The sequence below is a fragment of the uncultured Caulobacter sp. genome, from assembly GCF_937900395.1.
Lineage (GTDB): Bacteria > Pseudomonadota > Alphaproteobacteria > Caulobacterales > Caulobacteraceae > Caulobacter.
This window is the reverse complement of record NZ_CALCDX010000218.1, coordinates 1-17,304: the sequence shown is the minus strand read 5'-3', so window position 1 is coordinate 17,304 and position 17,304 is coordinate 1. Positions and strand designations below refer to the sequence as shown.

Below are 17,304 nucleotides of genomic sequence, written 5' to 3'. Positions count from 1 at the left end.
GTCACGCGGCGGCCGGCAGGTCCGGAAGCTTCACCAGGTGAAAGTGCACGGTGAGGAAGAAAAGGATGAAGACGACCGCCGAGACCCAGGTGGTGGTGATGAACTTGCGCTTCAGATTCGGGTTGATCGGCGCCCCGGGATCGACGCCCGGCGGCGGCGCGACGCCGGCCTCATGGAAGCTGCGCGAACCCAGCGGCAGAACGGCGAACAACACTGTCCACCAGATGGTCAGGTAGATCGCGAACCAGGTGATCGGGCTCATCAGTGATGCGCTTCCTTGGGTGTCTCCATGAGCTCGACCAATAGGCCGCCCATGTCCTTGGGGTGAACGAAGATGATCAGCGTGCCGTGAGCGCCGATGCGGGGCTCGCCCAACACGGTGGCGCCCTTGGCGACCAGGGCGTCACGCGCTTCGTAGATGTTCTCGACCTCGAAGCAGATGTGATGCTGGCCGCCCTTGGGGTTCTTGGCGAGGAACCCGTGGATGGGCGACTTTTCGCCGTAAGGCTCGATCAGTTCGATCTGGCTGTTGGGCAGGTTGACGAAGCAAACCCAGACCCCCTGCTCCGGCATCGCCCACTTCTCGGTGACCGAGGTGGCGCCGAGCAGCTCGCGATACATCTTCACCGACTCGTCGATGGAGGGCGTGGCGACGCCGACGTGATTGAGCTTGCCGATCATCTAAGGGAACTCCCGCTGCTTTTCTGGTTGTTGGCGAATGGCCTAGCACCAGTGCTGCAACGCGAAAAGAGCGCGCCGCCGCGGCGTTTTCGCGGCGGCGCTCTTCTTCAGATCCGCAGGACGGTCGTCTCGACGACCGGCTTGCGCTCCCAGATCCGGAACGCGGCCTTCTTGACCGCCCGCGAGATGGCGCTCTCGATCGTCTCGTCGATCTCGCGCGCGTCGCCGTCCAAGCGCTTGTAGGCGGTCTCGGCCTCTTCGGCGAGATCGTCCAGCGCGTCGTCCAGCGAGTATTCGTCATCGCCCGTCAGGCCGATGCCGCGCACTTGAGGTCCGGAGACGATCTTGTTGCGGCCATCCAGGACGATCGACACGGCCAGCATGCCGTTGAAGGCCGCGTGGCGACGCTCGCGCAGCGCCTCGCCATTCTCGGGCGTGACGACCCCGCCATCGACATACAGGCGCCCAGCCGGCACCTCGTCGATGATCTCCGGCTTGCCAGGCGCCAGGCGCACCATGTCGCCGTTACGCGGGCTTACGGCCTGCGGGACCTGCAGGTCCTTGGCGAAAGCGGCGTGCTCGATCAGGTGGCGGCGCTCGCCGTGGGTCGGCACCGCGATCTGCGGACGCACCCATTGGTACATCTGGCGCAGCTCTTCCCGGCACGGGTGGCCCGAGACGTGGATGCCGGGCGTGTCGCGCTCGGTGTGCAGGCGCACGCCCCGATCGGCCAGCTTGTTCTGCAGGTTGCGGATCGGGATCTCGTTGCCCGGGATCACCCGCGAGCTGAAGATCACATGGTCGCCCGCGCCCAGCTTCACGTGCGGGTGGCTGCCGTCGGCGATCCGCGACAACGCCGCGCGGGCTTCGCCCTGGCTGCCGGTGCAGAGGAACAGAACCTGGTCTTCCGGCAGGTGCTTGGCCTGATCGTCGTTGATGAACGCCTCGATGCCTTCCAGCAGCCCGACCGACCGCGCGGCGGCGGCCATGCGGTGCATCGACCGACCGGCCAGGCAGACCTTGCGGCCGCAGGCCTGGGCCGCGCGGATCACCGTGTCCATGCGCGCCACGTTCGAGGCGAAGCAGGCGACGGCGATCTTGCCCTTCAGGCTCTTGATCAGATTGCCCAAGGCTTCGCGCACGTCGGCTTCGGAGCCCGCCGTGCCTTCCACGAAGACATTGGTGCTGTCGCAGACCATGGCCAGCACGCCTTCGTCGCCCAGGCGGCGAATGGCGGCCTCGTCGGTCGGCGCGCCAAGCTGAGGCTCCGGATCGATCTTCCAGTCGCCGGTGTGCAGGATCGTGCCCAGCGGCGTCTTGATCGCCAGGCCGTTCGGCTCGGGGATCGAATGCGTCAGGGTGATCAGCTCCAGCGAGAACGGGCCCAGCTCAAAGGTCCCGCCCAGCGGGATCTCAGTGATCGGCACCTCGTCGAGCAGGCTCGCGTCGCGCAGCTTCTCGCGAAGCAGGAAGGCGGTGAACGGGGTGGCGAACACCGGCGCCTTCAGGCGCGGCCACAGCCAGTGCACCGCGCCCAGGTGATCTTCGTGCGCGTGGGTGAGGACGATGCCGAGGATGTCGTCGGCATAGGGCTCGATGAACTCGGGATCAGGCAGGATGATCTCGACGCCCGGCGTCGTCTGGTCGCCAAACGTCACGCCCAGATCGACCACGATCCATTTGCGATCTTGCGCCGGCCCGAAGCCGTACAGGTTGAAGTTCATGCCGATCTCGTTCGACCCGCCAAGCGGCAGGAAGACGAGTTCGTCGTCTTTGGATTTTTTCATCAGGTCTCGGAAATGGTGTTTCGTCGGTAGATTTCTAGGAGGCCCCGGATGGTCAGATCCGGGTCGAAGTGGTCGATGCTGTCGGTGGCGCCCTCGAACAGGGAGGCGACGCCGCCGGTGGCGATTACGGTCATGGGCTCGCCGCGCTCGGCCTTGATGCGGGAGACAAGACCCTCGATCAGCGAGATATAGCCCCAGAACACGCCCGATTGCATGGCGGAGACGGTGTCGGTGCCCACGATCCTGTTACCGGCCGGTCGCTGGATAGCGATGCGGGGCAGCTTCGCCGCCGCTTCGTGCAACGCTTGCATCGATAGATTGATGCCGGGCGAGATGATGCCGCCCTCGAAGGCGCCGTCGGCCGCCACGATGTCGAAGGTCGTGGCCGTGCCGCTGTCGATCACGACCAGCGGCCCCGGATAGATCATGGCCGCGCCGATGGCGTTGACCAGGCGGTCGGCGCCGGCCTCCGAAGGCTTCTCGATGCGGACGTCGATGCCCAGCCTGGCGTTCTCGCCGATCACCAGCGGCTCGACGTTGAAATAGCGCCGCGACAGGTTGCGCAGATTGAAGATCGACTGCGGCACCACGCTGGAGATGATCACCGCGTCGATGGCGCGGAACCCCAGCCCCTGCATCGACAGCAGCTGCGACAGCCACACCACGTACTCGTCGGCGGTGCGGGTGCTCTCAGTGGCGGAGCGCCACTGGGCCACCCACGACTGGCCGTCGTGGATCGCGAACATGGTGTTGGTGTTGCCCTGTTCGATCGCGAGCAGCATCAAGCGCCTCCGAAAAACACGTCGCCGGCGGTGATCCGCCGCAACTGGCCGTCGGGCAGACGGAGCCTCAGCGCGCCGTCGCCGTCCAGCCCCTCCGCAACGCCTTCGACCGTTTCGGCGCCAAGCCGAGCGACGCAAGGCTCGCCCAGACCGTGGGCGCGGGCCGTCCAGGCGTCGGCGATGGCGGGAAAGCCCAGGGTGTTCCAGACGCCGAACCAGCGATCGAACGCCTCGGCCAGCACCTCGATCGCTTCGGTCGGAGCCGGCGGCAGGGTCTCGCTGTAGGTGGCGATCGCGGTCGCGGGACGCTCGGAGTCGATCGGCTTGCGCTTCAGGTTAACGCCGATCCCGACGGCCAGCCACAGACCGCCCAACGGCGAGGCGCCGGACTCGATGAGGATGCCGCTGACCTTGAGACCGCCCAGAAGCGGATCGTTGGGCCACTTCAGGCTGATGAGGGAAGCCGGCACGTATTTGGCCAGCATGTCCGCGACGGCCAGGGCCGCGACGAACGAGACTTGCGCAGCCTCGGCCGGCGGCTTGTCCGTGCGAAAAAGCAAAGTCGCGGCGAGGTTACCCTCGCCGGTCTCCCAGGCCCGGCCGCGCCGGCCGCGGCCGGCGGTCTGGCGCAGGCCGACCAGCCACAGGGGGCCAACCTCGCCCGCCTCGGCCCGACGACGGGCCTCGGCGTTGGTGGAGTCGACTTCGGCGAGGACGATAACGGGCGGAACGCCCGTCACGTCACGCGTGACCAAAGGCGGCCGCGGCAGCCTTGGCGGCCGGATCCAGCCACACCAGGGCCACCAGCACGATCGGGAACGAGAAGATCGCGGCGGCGTAACCCACGGCGCGGGCCGAAGGCGACGGGGCGTCGACCGCGCCAGCGGGCGCATCGAACCACATCGATTTGATCAGGCGCAGGTAATAGAACGCCGCGACGACCGAGCCGACCAGGCCGAGGACGGCGGCCCACTGCATCATCACGTCGCCCGTGCCCAGGGCGGCCTTGAAGACATAGTACTTCGACCAGAAACCCGAGAACGGCGGCAGGCCCAGAGCCGACAGCGAGAACGCGGTCATGGCGATGGCGACGCCCGGACGCTCCTTGATCAAGCCCGCCATGTCCTCGATCGTCTCCATGGGCTTGCCGTCGCGGTTCAGCGCCTGCAGGCAGGCGAAGAAGCCGGTGACGTCGACCATGTACAGGGTCATGAACAGCAGCATGGACTGCAGGCCGACCTCGCCGCCCGCCGCCACGCCCAGCAGGGCGTAGCCGACGTTGGCGATCGAGGAATAGGCCCACAGGCGCTTGAGGTTGGTCTGGGCCAGGCCCGCGAAGGCGCCGACGAAGACCGACAGCAGGGCCGCGATCACCAGGATCTGACGCCATTGATCGACAGAGCCCGGGAAGGCGTCGCCCAGCACGCGGGCGAACATCATCATCGCGGCCAGCTTCGGCGCGGCGGCGAAGAAGCCGACGACCGGGGTCGGGGCGCCTTCATAGACGTCCGGCGTCCACATGTGGAACGGCGCAGCCGAGACCTTGAACGCCAGGCCGCAGATCAGGAACACGAGGCCAAACAGCAGGCCGACGCCATGTGTGCCGCCATGGGCGGCGGCCAGAGCGATCTGGCTGAAGTGGGTCGAGCCGGTGAAGCCGTAGATCAGGGAGCTGCCGTACAGCAGCAGGCCCGACGACAGCGCGCCCAGCACGAAGTACTTCAGGCCGGCCTCGGACGACTTGGCGTCGTCGCGGCGCATGGCGGCCAGGACGTACAGGGCCAGCGACTGCAGTTCGACGCCGACATAGAGGCTGATCAGGTCGCCGGCTGAGGCGGTGACGCCCATGCCGACGGCGGCCAGGATCACCAGGACGGCGAACTCGAACTTCTGATCGCCGCGCTGGGCAAGCCAGCGATCGCCGAGCACGATGGCCACGGCGCTGGAGAGATAGATGGCGACCTTGGCGTAGGTCGCCGCGGCGTCGGCCGCGTAGACCCCGCCGAAGGCGCGGCCGTGCGGGCCGAGGACCGCCGTGGCGGCGGCCGCCACCAGCGCGGCGACGGCCGCGAGGGTGAAGATCGCGCCGACCTTGCCCCGGAAGGCGCCGGCGACCAGCAGGACGAGCGCCGCGACCGCGAGAACGATCTCAGGCAGCACGAGCGAGAAGTTGGCGAAAAACGTCATAGGCCCCTCACCCGCCCAGGGCGGCGCGCCAGGCGCCGACCAACGCGTCGACGGAAGACGCGGTCAGGTTGAACACAAGATTGGGATAGATGCCCAGCACCAGGGTCATGATGATGAGCGGAACGAACAGCAGGATCTCGCGAGCGTCCAGATCCGTGATGGTCTTCAGCTCGGGATTGGTGATCTCGCCGTACATGACCCGACGATACAGCGTCAGGGCGTACATGGCCGACAGGATCACGCCGGTGGCGGCCACAAGCGCCGTCCAGGTCGAGGCCTTGTAGACGCCGGTCATGGTCAGGATTTCACCGACGAAGCCCGAAGTGCCCGGCAGGCCGACATTGCCCATCGTGAACAGCAGGAACACGAAGGCGTAGTGCGGCATGCGGTTGGTCAGGCCGCCGTAGAAGGCGATCTCGCGGGTGTGCATGCGGTCGTAGACGACGCCGACGCAGAGGAAGAGCGCGCCGGAGATCACCCCGTGGCTCAGCATCTGGAAGAGAGCGCCCTGCTCGCCGGCGGCGTTGCCCGAGAAGATGCCCATGGTCACGAAGCCCATGTGGGCGACCGACGAATAGGCGATCAGCTTCTTGATGTCGGTCTGACGGAAGGCGACCAGCGAGGTGTAGACGATGGCGATGGCCGACATCGCAAACACCAGCGGCTGGAACATCTCCGACGCGTTCGGGAACATCGGCAGGCTGAAGCGCATGAAGCCATAGCCGCCCATCTTCAGCAGAATGCCCGCCAGGATGACCGAGCCGGCCGTCGGGGCTTCCACGTGCGCGTCGGGCAGCCAGGTGTGCACCGGCCACATCGGCATCTTCACCGCGAACGAGGCGAAGAAAGCCAGCCACAGCCAGGTCTGGAGCCACGGCGCGAACTTGTAGTGCATCAGGTCGGGGATCGACGAGGTGCCCGAGATCGAGATCATCGCCAGGATCGCCGCCAGCATCAGCACCGAGCCGAGCAGCGTGTAGAGGAAGAACTTGTAGGCCGCGTAGACGCGACGCTTGCCGCCCCAGATGCCGATGATCAGGAACATCGGGACCAGGCCGAACTCGAAGAACAGGTAGAACAGCACGAGATCCAGCGCGGCGAACACGCCGATCACCAGGGTCTCGAGGACCAGGAAGGCGATCAGGTACTCGACAACGCGCTTCTCGACCGACTTCCAGCTGGCGATGATGCAGATCGGCAGCAGGAACGCGGTCAGCAGGACGAACAGCACCGAGATGCCGTCGACGCCCATGCGGTAGTGCAGGCCGGCGAACCAGGCGAAGTCTTCCACGAACTGGAAGCCCGGGTTCTTCGGGTCGAACTGGACGGTCAGGACAATCGACAGGCCGAACGTGACCAGGGTGGTCACGAGCGCGATCCACTTGGCCAGGGTGTCGGTCTTTTCACCGGCGCCATGCAGGGCGCGCGCGGCGAGGATCACCGCGACGCCGACGATGGGCGCGAAGGTCGTAAGGCTGAGAAGGCCGCTCATTAGCTCCGTCCCCCTCAACGGAAGGCGTACAGGGCGAAGGTCAGCAGGCCGGCGACGCCGAGCAGCATGACAAACGCGTAGTGGTAGAGATAGCCGGTCTGCAGCTTGCCGGTGCGTTTGCCGACCTCATACGAGACGTGGCTGACGCCATCCGGGCCGAGGCCGTCGATGATCTTCTGGTCGCCGCCCTTCCAGAACAGGTCCCCGAGGAACTTGGCGAAGCGCACGAAGGTCGCGTCGTAGAGTTCGTCGAAGAACCACTTGTTGTAGAAGAAGACGTACAGCGGGCCCTTGCGCTCGGCCAGCTTCAGGCCCAGGCGCTCATTGCCCTTGATCAGGTAGACATAGACCGCGATCAGCAGGCCGATCAGCGAAGCGATCAGCGGGCTCCACTTCACCCACTCGGCCACCTCGTGCGCGTGGTGCAGCACTTGGTTGCTCGGAGCGGTGAAGATCGCGCCGCGCCAGAACTCTTCCTGGTGGTGGCCGACGAAGTAGCCGTTGAACACGAAGCCGGCGGCGATCGCGCCGATCGACAGCACGATCAGCGGGAACAGCATGACCGCGGGGCTCTCGTGCGGCTTGTGATCGTGGCCGTGGCCGTGATCTTCGTGCGCATGGTCGTCATGGCCATGGGCGTCGTGCCCATGAGCGTCATGAGCGTGGTGATCGTCATGACCCCAGCGCGCCTTGCCGTTGAAGGTGAAGAACGCCAGGCGCCACGAGTAGAACGAGGTCAGGCCCGCCACCAGCACGCCGATCACCCAGGCGAACATGGCGATCGAATTGTGGCCACCAGCGGCGAAGGCCGCCTCGATGATGGTGTCCTTCGAGTAGAAGCCGGCGAAGCCCAGGTGCAGCGGCGGGAAGCCGAGGCCCGTGATCGCGATCGTGCCGATCGTCATGGCGATGAAGGTGATCGGCAGCAGCTTGGCGAGAGCGCCGTACTTTCGCATGTCCTGCTCGTGGTGCATGCCGTGGATCACCGAACCGGCGCCCAGGAACAGCAGGGCCTTGAAGAAGGCGTGCGTGAACAGGTGGAACATGGCCGCCTGATAGGCGCCGACGCCGGCCGCGAAGAACATGTAGCCCAGCTGCGAACAGGTCGAGTAGGCGATCACGCGCTTGATGTCGTTCTGGGTCAGGCCGACCGTGGCGGCGAACAGGGCCGTCACCGCGCCGATCACCGTGACGATGTTCTTGGCGACGGGCGCGTATTCGAACATCGGCGACATCAGGCACAGCATGTAGACGCCGGCGGTCACCATGGTGGCCGCGTGGATCAGGGCCGACACCGGGGTCGGGCCTTCCATGGCGTCCGGTAGCCAGGTGTGCAGGAAGAACTGCGCCGACTTGCCCATCGCGCCGATGAACACCAGGAAGCAGGCGATATCCATCAGCGGCCAGACGTGACCGGCGAATTCCCAGGTCTTGCCGGCATGGCTGGCGATCATCGGGAACAGCTCGGCGAACTGGATCGTGCCGAACGCCCAGTAGGTGGTCATGATGCCCAGGGCGAAGCCGAAGTCGCCGACGCGGTTGACCACGAAGGCCTTGATGGCGGCGGCGCTGGCCGAAGGCTTCTTGTACCAGAAGCCGATCAGCAGATACGAGGCCAGGCCCACGCCTTCCCAGCCGAAGAACAGCTGCATGAAGTCGGCGGCGGTGACCAGCGACAGCATGGCGAAGGTGAACAGCGACAGGTACGCGAAGAAGCGCGGCTTGCTGTCGTCCTCGGCCATGTAGCCCCAGGAATAGATGTGCACGAGGGCCGAGACCGTCGTGACCACGATCAGCATGGTCGCCGACAGGGCGTCGATGCGGATCGACCAGTTGGCCTGGAAGTCGCCGATGTGGATGAACGGCAGCAGATTGACCGTGAAGGCCTCCATATGCCCCCAGGTCCACTGGCTGAACGTGTACCAGGACAGCGCGCACGACAGGATCAGCGCGCCGGTCGTGACCGACTGCGAGGCCACGTCGCCGATGCGGCGGCCGAACAGGCCGGCGATCGCCGCGGCGATGATCGGTGCGAAAACGAGAATGGTGACAAGCGTCTGCATGACGTCGCTTAGCCCTTCATCATGCTGGCGTCGTCAACCGCGATGTCGCCGCGGTTGCGGAAGAAGGTGACGAGGATGGCCAGACCCACGGCCGCCTCGGCGGCGGCTACGGTCAGCACGAACAGGGCGAAGATCTGGCCCGCCACGTCGTGCAGATAGGCCGAGAACGCCACGAGATTCACGTTCACCGCCAGCAGGATCAATTCGATCGACATCAGGATGACGATGATGTTCTTGCGGTTCACGAAGATGCCGAAGACGCCGATCGTGAACAGGATGGCGGCGACGACGAGATAGTGCGGAAGGCCGATCATTCGGAGATCCCCTCACCCGGCTTGATCTGGACCAGCGTCATGCCGGTCTTGGGCGTGCGGGCGACCTGCTTGCCGATGTCCTGGCGCTTGACGCCCGGCTTGTGGCGCAGGGTCAGCACGATGGCGCCGATCATGGCGACCAGCAGCACCAGGCCCGCCAGTTGGAAGAAGAAGATGTAGTCGGTGTAGAGCACGCGACCGATCACCTCGGTGTTCGGGACACCGCCCGGAGAGGCGTTCGGCAGGGCGTTCTTGGCGGCCGCGCCGTTGCTCGCCACGGTCGCCGCGACGAAGATCATCTCCAGCGTCAGGATCCCGCCGACCAGACCGCCGATCGGCAGGTACTGGGCGAAGCCCTGGCGGAGCGCCGCGAAGTCCACGTCCAGCATCATGACGACGAACAGGAACAGCACCGCGACCGCGCCCACATAGACGACGATCAGCAGCATCGCGAGGAACTCCGCGCCCAAGAGGACGAAGAGGCCGGCGGCCGAGAAGAAGGCGGTGATCAGGAAGAGCACCGAGTGCACCGGGTTTCGGGCCGACACGACGAGAAGACCCGCCGCGATGGTCACAAAAGCCAGCAGATAGAATGCGATCGCCTGCAAGGGCATCGGCCCAGGGCTCCCCTGAAAACTTAAAGTCCAATGGCGCGACGCCTTACGGCGCAACGCCCCGTGGAATTTTCCGGCTCTAGGAGCCGGGAAATTCCGGTTTGTCTAGCTGGAGCTTGATGGCCGCCGAAACCGCAAACCACTTTCGGCTATCAAGCTCCCCCGGATTCGCCCCGTCTTTAGCGGTAGGGCGCGTCCAACTCCAGATTCTTCGCGATCAGGCGCTCCCAGCGGTCGCCGTTATCGAGAAGACGTTCCTTGTCGTAATAGAGCTCTTCGCGGGTCTCGGTCGCGAACTCGATGTTCGGACCTTCCACGATGGCGTCGACCGGGCAGGCCTCCTGGCACAGACCACAGTAGATGCACTTGACCATGTCGATGTCGTAGCGGGTCGTCCGGCGGCTGCCGTCCTCGCGAGGCTCGGCCTCGATCGTGATGGCCTGAGCCGGGCACACGGCTTCGCAGAGCTTGCAGGCGATGCAGCGCTCTTCGCCCGACGGATAGCGACGCAGGGCGTGCTCGCCGCGGAAGCGGGGCGATTGCGGGTTGCGCTCGTTCGGATAGATCACGGTCTTCTTCGGCGCGACCATGTACTTCATAGCCAGGCCGAAGGCGCCCGCGAAGTCCAGAAGGGCCGCGCCCTTGACCGCCTGAGTGATGCGCTGGAACACCAGAGCTCTCCTAACACTTTTCCTTGGGGAAGGGACGGACGTCCCTTCCCTGCTCTTTCTGCTGCCGTCGCAGGGTCTGCTCGAGGACGCACTTACGAGTCTCGGCGTCTTCCTTGCGGCGCGCCTCGACCTTGTCCTCCAGCGTCCGCTGCGGCGGTCGCGGAATATTCGGTCCCCAGGTCGCACAGCCGGCCAGCAGGCCGACCATCACGATCCCAAAGAGACCCCGCCTCATTTCCCCGACCGGGGAATGACGCAGGTGTAGTTCGACAACTGGGCCGGATCACCGCCGTCCTGCTTGGACTGGATGACCCCGCCGTCAGCCTTGCACTTCTCGCCCGCGCGCCGCAGGTCGTCGTAACTGACGACCCCGTCGCCCAGGGAATAGGAGCGGTCCGGCGCCGAGACGGCCTGGCAGGCCGTCAAGGTCAGGCCGCTCAGGCCCAGGGCGATCAGCGCGCTCCGGTGCATCAAGCCCCCGCGCCGAACACGCGCCAGGCGGCGACCGCGGCCACCAGCACCAGCGAGGTCGGCAGGAACACCTTCCAACCCAGGCGCATCAGCTGGTCGTAGCGGTAGCGAGGCACGATGGCCTTCGCCATGGCGAACATGAAGAACCAGAAGACGATCTTGGCGTAGAACACCAAGGCCAGCAGCAGGTTGACCAGGAACGGCGGCCAGCCGGCGGTGAAGCCGATCGGGAAGCCCGGGTTCCAGCCGCCGAAGAACAGCACGCTGATCATGGCGCACATCAGGACGATGTTCGAATACTCGGCCACCATGAACAGCAGGTACGGGGTCGAGCTGTACTCGACCTGGTAACCGGCCACGAGTTCGGATTCGGCTTCGGGAAGGTCGAAGGGCGGACGGTTCGTCTCGGCGAGGCCCGAGATGTAGAACATGCCCATGGCCACGACCATGACCGGCAACAGGATGATGTTCTTGAGACCGCCGCCGCCAAAGACGTTCCAGTTCCAGATCCAGCCTGACTGCTTCTCGACGATGGTCGACAGGTTCATCGAGCCGGCCAGCAGGATCACCGTGATGATGATCAGGCCGATCGAGACTTCGTACGACACCATCTGCGCCGCCGAACGCAGCGCGCCGAGGAACGGGTACTTCGAGTTCGAAGCCCAGCCGCCCATGATGATGCCGTAGACGCCCAGCGAGCTCATCGCCAGCAGGTAGAGAATGCCGACGTTGAGGTTCGAGACGACCCAGCCCGGCGCGAAAGGCACGACCGCCCAGCCGACGAAGGCCAGGATCAGGCTGATCAGCGGCGCCAGCAGGAACACGACCTTGTCGGCGCCGGCGGGGACCACGATTTCCTTCAGCACGAACTTGAAGAAGTCGGCGAAGGATTGCAGCAGGCCGAAGGGACCCACGACGTTGGGGCCTTTGCGCATCTGGACGCCGGCCCAGATCTTGCGGTCGGCCAGCAGCAGGAAGGCCAGGCTCAAGAGAACCCAGATCACGACCAGCAGAATCCCGCCGGTCGTCAGGCCAAACCAGAGAAGCGGATTGGTCGAGTCCACGATTTACTCCGCGGCGATCTTGGCGGCGCCGGAAGCCACGGCCGCGCATTCGGCCATGGTCACGCTGGCGCGCGCGATGGGGTTGGTCAGGTGGAAGGCCTTGATCGGGCTCTCGAACGGCGCGTCCGAGACTTCGCCCGCGCCGCCCAGGGCGCCGACGTCGAACACGGTCGGGACAGAGCCCGGCGCGTAGTCGATCTGGCCGAAGGTCGGGTGGTCGGCGAACAGCTTGGCGCGCAGCTGGTCCAGGCTGTCATAGGGTAGCTTGTGGCCGAGGACTTCGGACAGCGCCCGCAGGATCGACCAGTCTTCCTTGGCCTCGCCCTTCGGGAACACCGCGCGCTTGCCCATCTGAACGCGGCCTTCCAGGTTCACGTAGAGGCCGTTCTTCTCGGTGTAGGCCGCGCCCGGCAGGATCACGTCGGCCTTGTGCGCGCCGGCGTCGCCGTGCGTGCCAAGGTAGATCTTGAAGGCGCCCGTGGCGGCGGTCTCGCACTCGTCGGCGCCCAGCAGGAAGAGAACGTCCAGAGCGCCCGGCTTCAGCATGTCGGCGGTTGACAGGCCACCCTCGGCCGGGACGAAGCCCATGTCGAGGCCGGCCACGCGCGCGGCGGCGGTATGCAGGACGTTCCAGCCGTTCCAGCCGTCACGAACGACCTTCATCGTCTTGGCGAGACCGGCGGCGGCCTTGAGGATCGCCGCGCCGTCGGCGCGGGCCAAGGCGCCCTGGCCGATGATGATGGCGGGACGCTCGGCGGCCTTCAGGGCGGCGACAAAGTCACTCTTGCTCTTGGCCAGGCCCGACAGCGTCTGAGCGCCGGCGCCCAGATAGTCGTAGCCAAAGGTCAGGTCGGCCTGCTCGCCGATCACGCCGAAGCGGGTCTTGCCGGCCAGCCACTGCTTGCGGAAGCGGGCGTTCAGGACCGGCGCCTCGAGGCGCGGATTGGCGCCGATGAACAGCACCACGTCAGCGTTCTCGATGCCGGCGATCGTCGAGTTGAACAGCCAGCTCTCGCGCGGACCTTGACCCAGGGCCGTACCGTCCTGGCGGCTGTCGAGGTTCTTCACGCCCAGGGCGGTGAACAGGTCCTTGGTGGCCTTCAGGCTTTCGGCGTCCTGCAGGTCGCCGGCGATCACGCCGATACGCTCAGGCTTGGCCGCCTTGATCTTGCTGGCCACGGCCGCGAAGGCCTCGGCCCACGCAGCCGGCTTCAGCTTGCCGTCGGCGCCGCGCACGTACGGACGGTCCAGGCGCTGGCGTTGCAGGCCGTCGACCGCGTAGCGGGTCTTGTCCGAGATCCACTCTTCGTTGACGTCGTCATTGACGCGCGGCAGCACGCGCAGGACGGCGTTGCCGCGAGCGTCGACCCGGATCGACGAGCCCAGGGCGTCCATGACGTCGACGCTCTCGGTCTTCTTCAGCTCCCACGGACGGGCTTCGAAGGCGTAGGGCTTGCTGGTCAGGGCGCCAACCGGGCAAAGGTCGATCACGTTGGCGCTGAGCTCCGACGTCACCGCCGCGCCCAGATAGGTCGTGATTTCAACGTCTTCGCCGCGCGAGATCAGACCGATTTCCGGCGAACCGGCGACCTCGGTGATAAAGCGGACGCAGCGCGTGCACTGGATGCAGCGCGTCATCACGGTCTTGATCAGCGGGCCCATGGCCTTTTCTTCGACCGCGCGCTTGTTCTCTTCGTAGCGGCTGTCGTCGCGGCCATAGCCCATGGCCTGGTCCTGCAGGTCGCACTCGCCGCCCTGGTCGCAGATCGGGCAATCCAGCGGGTGGTTGATGAGCAGGAACTCCATCACCCCTTCGCGGGCCTTCTTGACCATCGGAGTCTTGGTGAAGATCTCCTGGCCCTCGGCGGCCGGCAGGGCGCACGAGGCCTGCGGCTTCGGCGGGCCGGGCTTCACCTCGACCAGGCACATCCGGCAGTTGCCGGCGATGGACAGGCGTTCGTGATAGCAGAAGCGCGGGATCTCCTCGCCGGCCAGTTCCGCGACCTGCAGAACCGTCATGCCGGGTTCGAACTCGACTTCGACGCCGTTGACCTTGGCGATAGCCATTCTTGTTACTCCGCCGCGATCAGCTTGGCGCCCTGCACGTGCAGGCGACCGCTACGATAGGAAGCGATCCGCTCCTCCACCTCGTGGCGGAAGTGGCGGAACAGGCCCTGGATCGGCCAGGCGGCCGCGTCGCCCAGGGCGCAGATGGTGTGACCCTCGACCTGGGTCGTGACGTCCAGCAGGGTGTCGATCTCCTTCGGATCGGCCTCGCCGGTCGCCATGCGCTCCATGACGCGCCACATCCAGCCGGTGCCTTCGCGGCACGGCGTGCACTGGCCGCAGCTCTCGTGCTTGTAGAAGTACGAGAGGCGGGCGATGGCGCGGACGAGGTCGGTCGACTTGTCCATCACGATGACCGCGGCGGTGCCGAGGCCGGACTTGAGGTTCCGCAGGGCGTCGAAGTCCATCGGCAGGTCTTCGCACTGCTCGGCCGGGATCATCGGCACGGACGAGCCGCCCGGGATGACGGCCTTCAGGTTGCCCCAGCCGCCCCGGATGCCGCCGCAGTGATCCTCGATCAGCTGGCGGAACGGGATGCTCATGGCTTCTTCGACGTTGCAGGGCAGGTTCACGTGGCCCGAGACACAGAAGAGCTTGGTGCCGGCGTTGTTCGGACGGCCGAAACCCGCGAACCAAGCCGCGCCGCGGCGAAGGATCGTGCCGGCGACGGCGATGCTCTCGACGTTGTTGACCGTGGTCGGCATGCCGTAGAGGCCAGCGCCGGCCGGGAACGGCGGCTTCAGGCGTGGCTGGCCCTTCTTGCCTTCCAGGCTTTCCAGCAGGGCCGTCTCCTCGCCACAGATATAGGCGCCGGCGCCGTGGTGGACGTAGAGGTCGAAGTCCCAGCCGTGGACGTTGTTCTTGCCGATCAGCTTGGCCTCATAGGCCTGCTTGATCGCCGCTTCCAGGATCTCGCGTTCGTAGACGTACTCGCCGCGGATGTAGATGTAGCAAGCGTGGGCCAGCATCGCGCGCGAGGCGATCAGGCAGCCCTCGATCAGGAGGTGCGGGTCATGCCGCATGATCTCCCGGTCCTTGCAGGTGCCCGGCTCGGATTCGTCGGCGTTGACCACCAGGTAGTGAGGACGACCTTCCTTCACTTCCTTGGGCATGAACGACCACTTCAGGCCGGTCGAGAAACCGGCGCCGCCCCGGCCGCGCAGGCCGGAGTTCTTCATGTTGTCGATGATCCAGTCGCGCCCGGCGTCCAGGATGTCCTTGGTGCCATTCCAGCAGCCGCGCTTCTTCGCGCCCTCGAGGCCCCAATCCTGGAGACCGTAGAGGTTCGTGAAGATGCGGTCCTTGTCTTCGAGGATACCGACCATGACTCAGCTTTGCGGATCGAATGGATGGGCGCGCACATAGCGCGTCCGACGGAGGATGACATAGGCGAAAAGCGACCAACCCACGCCAATCGTGACGAGGCCGGCCCAAGCCGCCCAAAACGGTGCGCCCTGCACGGAGCGGCCCCAGATCAGGAGCAGTGCGCCGACAAGGCAGGCCACGAGACCCAGGCCGCGCTCGCGGCGGCCCACGCTCTTGACCGTATGGAAGTAAGCCGTGCGGCGGGCGTCGAGAGCGTTGTCGGTCACGACGAACTCCCCTCGCCCTTCGAACCGCGCATCCAGCCCAGGATGAACCAGACGTGCGAGCCCAGGCCGGCGACGATCGCGCCCAGGAAGACCAGCCGCAGCCAGTCGATCCGAAGCGACACCGCGCCGTAGATCGCGACGCCGGCCAGCACGAAGCACACCGCGTTGATGACGAGCATCGCGGTCAGGCGCTTCTTCTGGAGGGCGGCGTCGGCGGTCATCTTAGGCGGCCGGCTCCGATTTGGCCTTCGAAGCCTTCGGCTTCTCGGGCAGGTTCGGGATCTTGATCTTCTTGGCGGCCGAGCCGTCGTACAGCTTCGGATCCGTCAGGGTCTGGATCTTGCCCTTCGGCTCCGACGCGCCGCGGCCGTCATAGCTGCCCGGCTTCGGCGCCTTGCCGGCGGCGAAGTCGTCGAGGATCTGGGCCAGGCTCTCCGGCGTCAGGTCCTCGTAATAGTAGTCGTTGATCGCGGCCATCGGGGCGTTGCAGCACGCGCCTAGGCACTCGACCTCTTCCCAGCTGAACTTGCCGTCGGCCGAGACGTGGTTGGCTTCGCCGATCTTGTCCTTCAGCACCGCCTTGAGGTCCAGCGCGCCGCGCAGCTGGCACGGCGTGGTGCCGCACAGCTGGACGAAGGCGACCTTGCCGACCGGCTGCAGCTGGAACATCACGTAGAAGGTGGCCACTTCCAGCACGCGGATGACCGGCATCTCGAGCTGCTTGGCGATCTCCTGGATCGCGGGCTCGGACACCCACCCTTCCTGCTTCTGGGCGAGCCACAGCATCGGGATCACCGCCGACTGCTTGCGGGCGGCGGGATACTTGGCTTTCCACCAGTCGGCCTTGGCCTGGCTTTCCTTCGAGAAGGCGAAGCTGGCGGGCTGTTCCTTGGCGAGACGACGTACGCTCATCGGGCGAAATCCACGCGGGCGATCTTGTCGCCCTTGAAGGTGTAGATGGCGGCGACCTCGAAGACGGGATCGCCATTGCCGCGGTCGACGCGCTCGTGATCGATCACGTTCGAGCCGACCACGATGCGGTTCAGCAGGTGGGCCTTATTCTTCGGAAAGTCCGAAAAAACCTTTTCGTACCAGGCGCGATAGGCCTCGATCCCGGTGCGCGCCACTTCGCCGTTCAGGCCGCCCACGACGACGTCGTCGGCGAAGTGGACGCAGTGCGCGTCCAGATCCTGAGCGTTGTAGGCGTCGAGCTGCGCCTGGGCGATATCAGCCAGGCTCAACGGTCGATCTCCCCGAACACGATGTCCAGCGAGCCCAGGATGGCCGAGACGTCGGCCAGCTGGTGGCCGCGGTTCATCCAGTCCATGGCCGCCAGGTGCGGGAAGCCCGGCGCGCGGATCTTGCAGCGGTACGGCTTGTTGGTGCCGTCCGAGACCACGAACACGCCGAACTCGCCCTTGGGGGCCTCGACACAGGCGTAGACCTCGCCTTCCGGCGTCTTGAAGCCCTCGGTGTAGAGCTTGAAGTGGTGGATCAGCGCTTCCATCGAGCGCTTCAT

Annotated in this window: 20 protein-coding genes and 1 pseudogene; all 21 read right to left on the bottom strand. The window is 65.9% G+C overall.

Going from position 1 to position 17,304, the window contains the following annotated elements:
- Nucleotide 1: 1 nt before the first annotated feature.
- Nucleotides 2–262 (bottom strand): DUF1467 family protein, encoded by a 261-nt coding sequence (locus Q0379_RS19675; protein WP_299015670.1) that lies wholly within the window; start codon nucleotides 260–262, stop codon nucleotides 2–4.
- A complete protein-coding gene (mce, locus tag Q0379_RS19670) occupies nucleotides 262–681 on the bottom strand; it encodes a methylmalonyl-CoA epimerase (protein ID WP_299015667.1) in 420 nt (139 codons plus the stop codon). Before mce ends, Q0379_RS19675 begins: the two co-directional genes overlap by 1 nt.
- A 107-nt stretch (nucleotides 682–788) precedes the next feature.
- Nucleotides 789–2,468, bottom strand: a complete 1,680-nt coding sequence (locus tag Q0379_RS19665) for a ribonuclease J (RefSeq protein ID WP_299015664.1) — start codon at nucleotides 2,466–2,468, stop codon at nucleotides 789–791.
- On the bottom strand, nucleotides 2,468–3,253 hold the full coding sequence (locus Q0379_RS19660; RefSeq protein ID WP_299015661.1) for a type III pantothenate kinase: 786 nt from the start codon (nucleotides 3,251–3,253) through the stop codon (nucleotides 2,468–2,470). The genes Q0379_RS19665 and Q0379_RS19660 overlap by 1 nt, the downstream gene beginning before the upstream one ends.
- Nucleotides 3,250–4,005: a biotin--[acetyl-CoA-carboxylase] ligase gene (locus Q0379_RS19655; RefSeq protein WP_299015658.1), complete on the bottom strand. Its 756-nt coding sequence runs from the start codon at nucleotides 4,003–4,005 to the stop codon at nucleotides 3,250–3,252. The genes Q0379_RS19660 and Q0379_RS19655 overlap by 4 nt, the downstream gene beginning before the upstream one ends.
- Nucleotides 3,992–5,437, bottom strand: a complete 1,446-nt coding sequence (nuoN, locus tag Q0379_RS19650) for an NADH-quinone oxidoreductase subunit NuoN (RefSeq protein WP_299015655.1) — start codon at nucleotides 5,435–5,437, stop codon at nucleotides 3,992–3,994. Before nuoN ends, Q0379_RS19655 begins: the two co-directional genes overlap by 14 nt.
- Nucleotides 5,438–5,444: 7 nt before the next feature.
- Nucleotides 5,445–6,947, bottom strand: coding sequence for an NADH-quinone oxidoreductase subunit M (locus Q0379_RS19645; protein WP_299015652.1), 1,503 nt, complete (start codon nucleotides 6,945–6,947; stop codon nucleotides 5,445–5,447).
- Nucleotides 6,944–8,992 (bottom strand): NADH-quinone oxidoreductase subunit L, encoded by a 2,049-nt coding sequence (gene nuoL / locus Q0379_RS19640; protein ID WP_299015649.1) that lies wholly within the window; start codon nucleotides 8,990–8,992, stop codon nucleotides 6,944–6,946. The genes Q0379_RS19645 and nuoL overlap by 4 nt, the downstream gene beginning before the upstream one ends.
- Before the next feature lie 8 nt (nucleotides 8,993–9,000).
- The gene (nuoK, locus tag Q0379_RS19635) at nucleotides 9,001–9,306 is read right to left on the bottom strand and encodes an NADH-quinone oxidoreductase subunit NuoK (protein ID WP_299015647.1); all 306 of its coding nucleotides are present in this window, start codon (nucleotides 9,304–9,306) and stop codon (nucleotides 9,001–9,003) included.
- On the bottom strand, nucleotides 9,303–9,920 hold the full coding sequence (locus Q0379_RS19630; RefSeq protein WP_299015642.1) for an NADH-quinone oxidoreductase subunit J: 618 nt from the start codon (nucleotides 9,918–9,920) through the stop codon (nucleotides 9,303–9,305). The genes nuoK and Q0379_RS19630 overlap by 4 nt, the downstream gene beginning before the upstream one ends.
- A 179-nt stretch (nucleotides 9,921–10,099) precedes the next feature.
- On the bottom strand, nucleotides 10,100–10,591 hold the full coding sequence (nuoI, locus tag Q0379_RS19625; protein ID WP_013079346.1) for an NADH-quinone oxidoreductase subunit NuoI: 492 nt from the start codon (nucleotides 10,589–10,591) through the stop codon (nucleotides 10,100–10,102).
- Nucleotides 10,592–10,601: 10 nt separating this feature from the next.
- Entirely contained in the window at nucleotides 10,602–10,826 is a 225-nt protein-coding gene (locus Q0379_RS19620; protein ID WP_299015635.1) for a hypothetical protein, read from the bottom strand.
- Nucleotides 10,823–11,062, bottom strand: a complete 240-nt coding sequence (locus tag Q0379_RS19615) for a hypothetical protein (RefSeq protein WP_299015632.1) — start codon at nucleotides 11,060–11,062, stop codon at nucleotides 10,823–10,825. Before Q0379_RS19615 ends, Q0379_RS19620 begins: the two co-directional genes overlap by 4 nt.
- A complete protein-coding gene (nuoH, locus tag Q0379_RS19610; protein ID WP_299015748.1) occupies nucleotides 11,062–12,129 on the bottom strand; it encodes an NADH-quinone oxidoreductase subunit NuoH in 1,068 nt (355 codons plus the stop codon). Before nuoH ends, Q0379_RS19615 begins: the two co-directional genes overlap by 1 nt.
- Complete coding sequence (gene nuoG, locus Q0379_RS19605; protein WP_299015629.1) at nucleotides 12,130–14,193, bottom strand: NADH-quinone oxidoreductase subunit NuoG; 2,064 nt, start codon at nucleotides 14,191–14,193, stop codon at nucleotides 12,130–12,132. It lies immediately after the preceding gene.
- Nucleotides 14,194–14,198: 5 nt separating this feature from the next.
- Nucleotides 14,199–15,518 carry an NADH-quinone oxidoreductase subunit NuoF gene (gene nuoF / locus Q0379_RS19600; RefSeq protein WP_299015626.1) on the bottom strand — a complete coding sequence of 440 codons (1,320 nt, stop codon included), beginning with the start codon at nucleotides 15,516–15,518 and terminating at the stop codon, nucleotides 14,199–14,201.
- A gap of 3 nt (nucleotides 15,519–15,521) precedes the next feature.
- Complete coding sequence (locus tag Q0379_RS19595) at nucleotides 15,522–15,785, bottom strand: hypothetical protein (RefSeq protein WP_299015624.1); 264 nt, start codon at nucleotides 15,783–15,785, stop codon at nucleotides 15,522–15,524.
- Entirely contained in the window at nucleotides 15,782–16,006 is a 225-nt protein-coding gene (locus Q0379_RS19590; RefSeq protein WP_299015621.1) for a hypothetical protein, read from the bottom strand. Before Q0379_RS19590 ends, Q0379_RS19595 begins: the two co-directional genes overlap by 4 nt.
- Nucleotide 16,007: 1 nt before the next feature.
- Nucleotides 16,008–16,697 (bottom strand): NADH-quinone oxidoreductase subunit NuoE, encoded by a 690-nt coding sequence (gene nuoE, locus Q0379_RS19585; RefSeq protein ID WP_066683459.1) that lies wholly within the window; start codon nucleotides 16,695–16,697, stop codon nucleotides 16,008–16,010.
- Nucleotides 16,694–17,026 carry a nuclear transport factor 2 family protein gene (locus Q0379_RS19580; RefSeq protein WP_299015616.1) on the bottom strand — a complete coding sequence of 111 codons (333 nt, stop codon included), beginning with the start codon at nucleotides 17,024–17,026 and terminating at the stop codon, nucleotides 16,694–16,696. Before Q0379_RS19580 ends, nuoE begins: the two co-directional genes overlap by 4 nt.
- Nucleotides 17,023–17,304: pseudogene (locus Q0379_RS19575) on the bottom strand (NADH-quinone oxidoreductase subunit D); the annotation flags it as partial. The gene Q0379_RS19580 and the pseudogene Q0379_RS19575, both read right to left, overlap by 4 nt.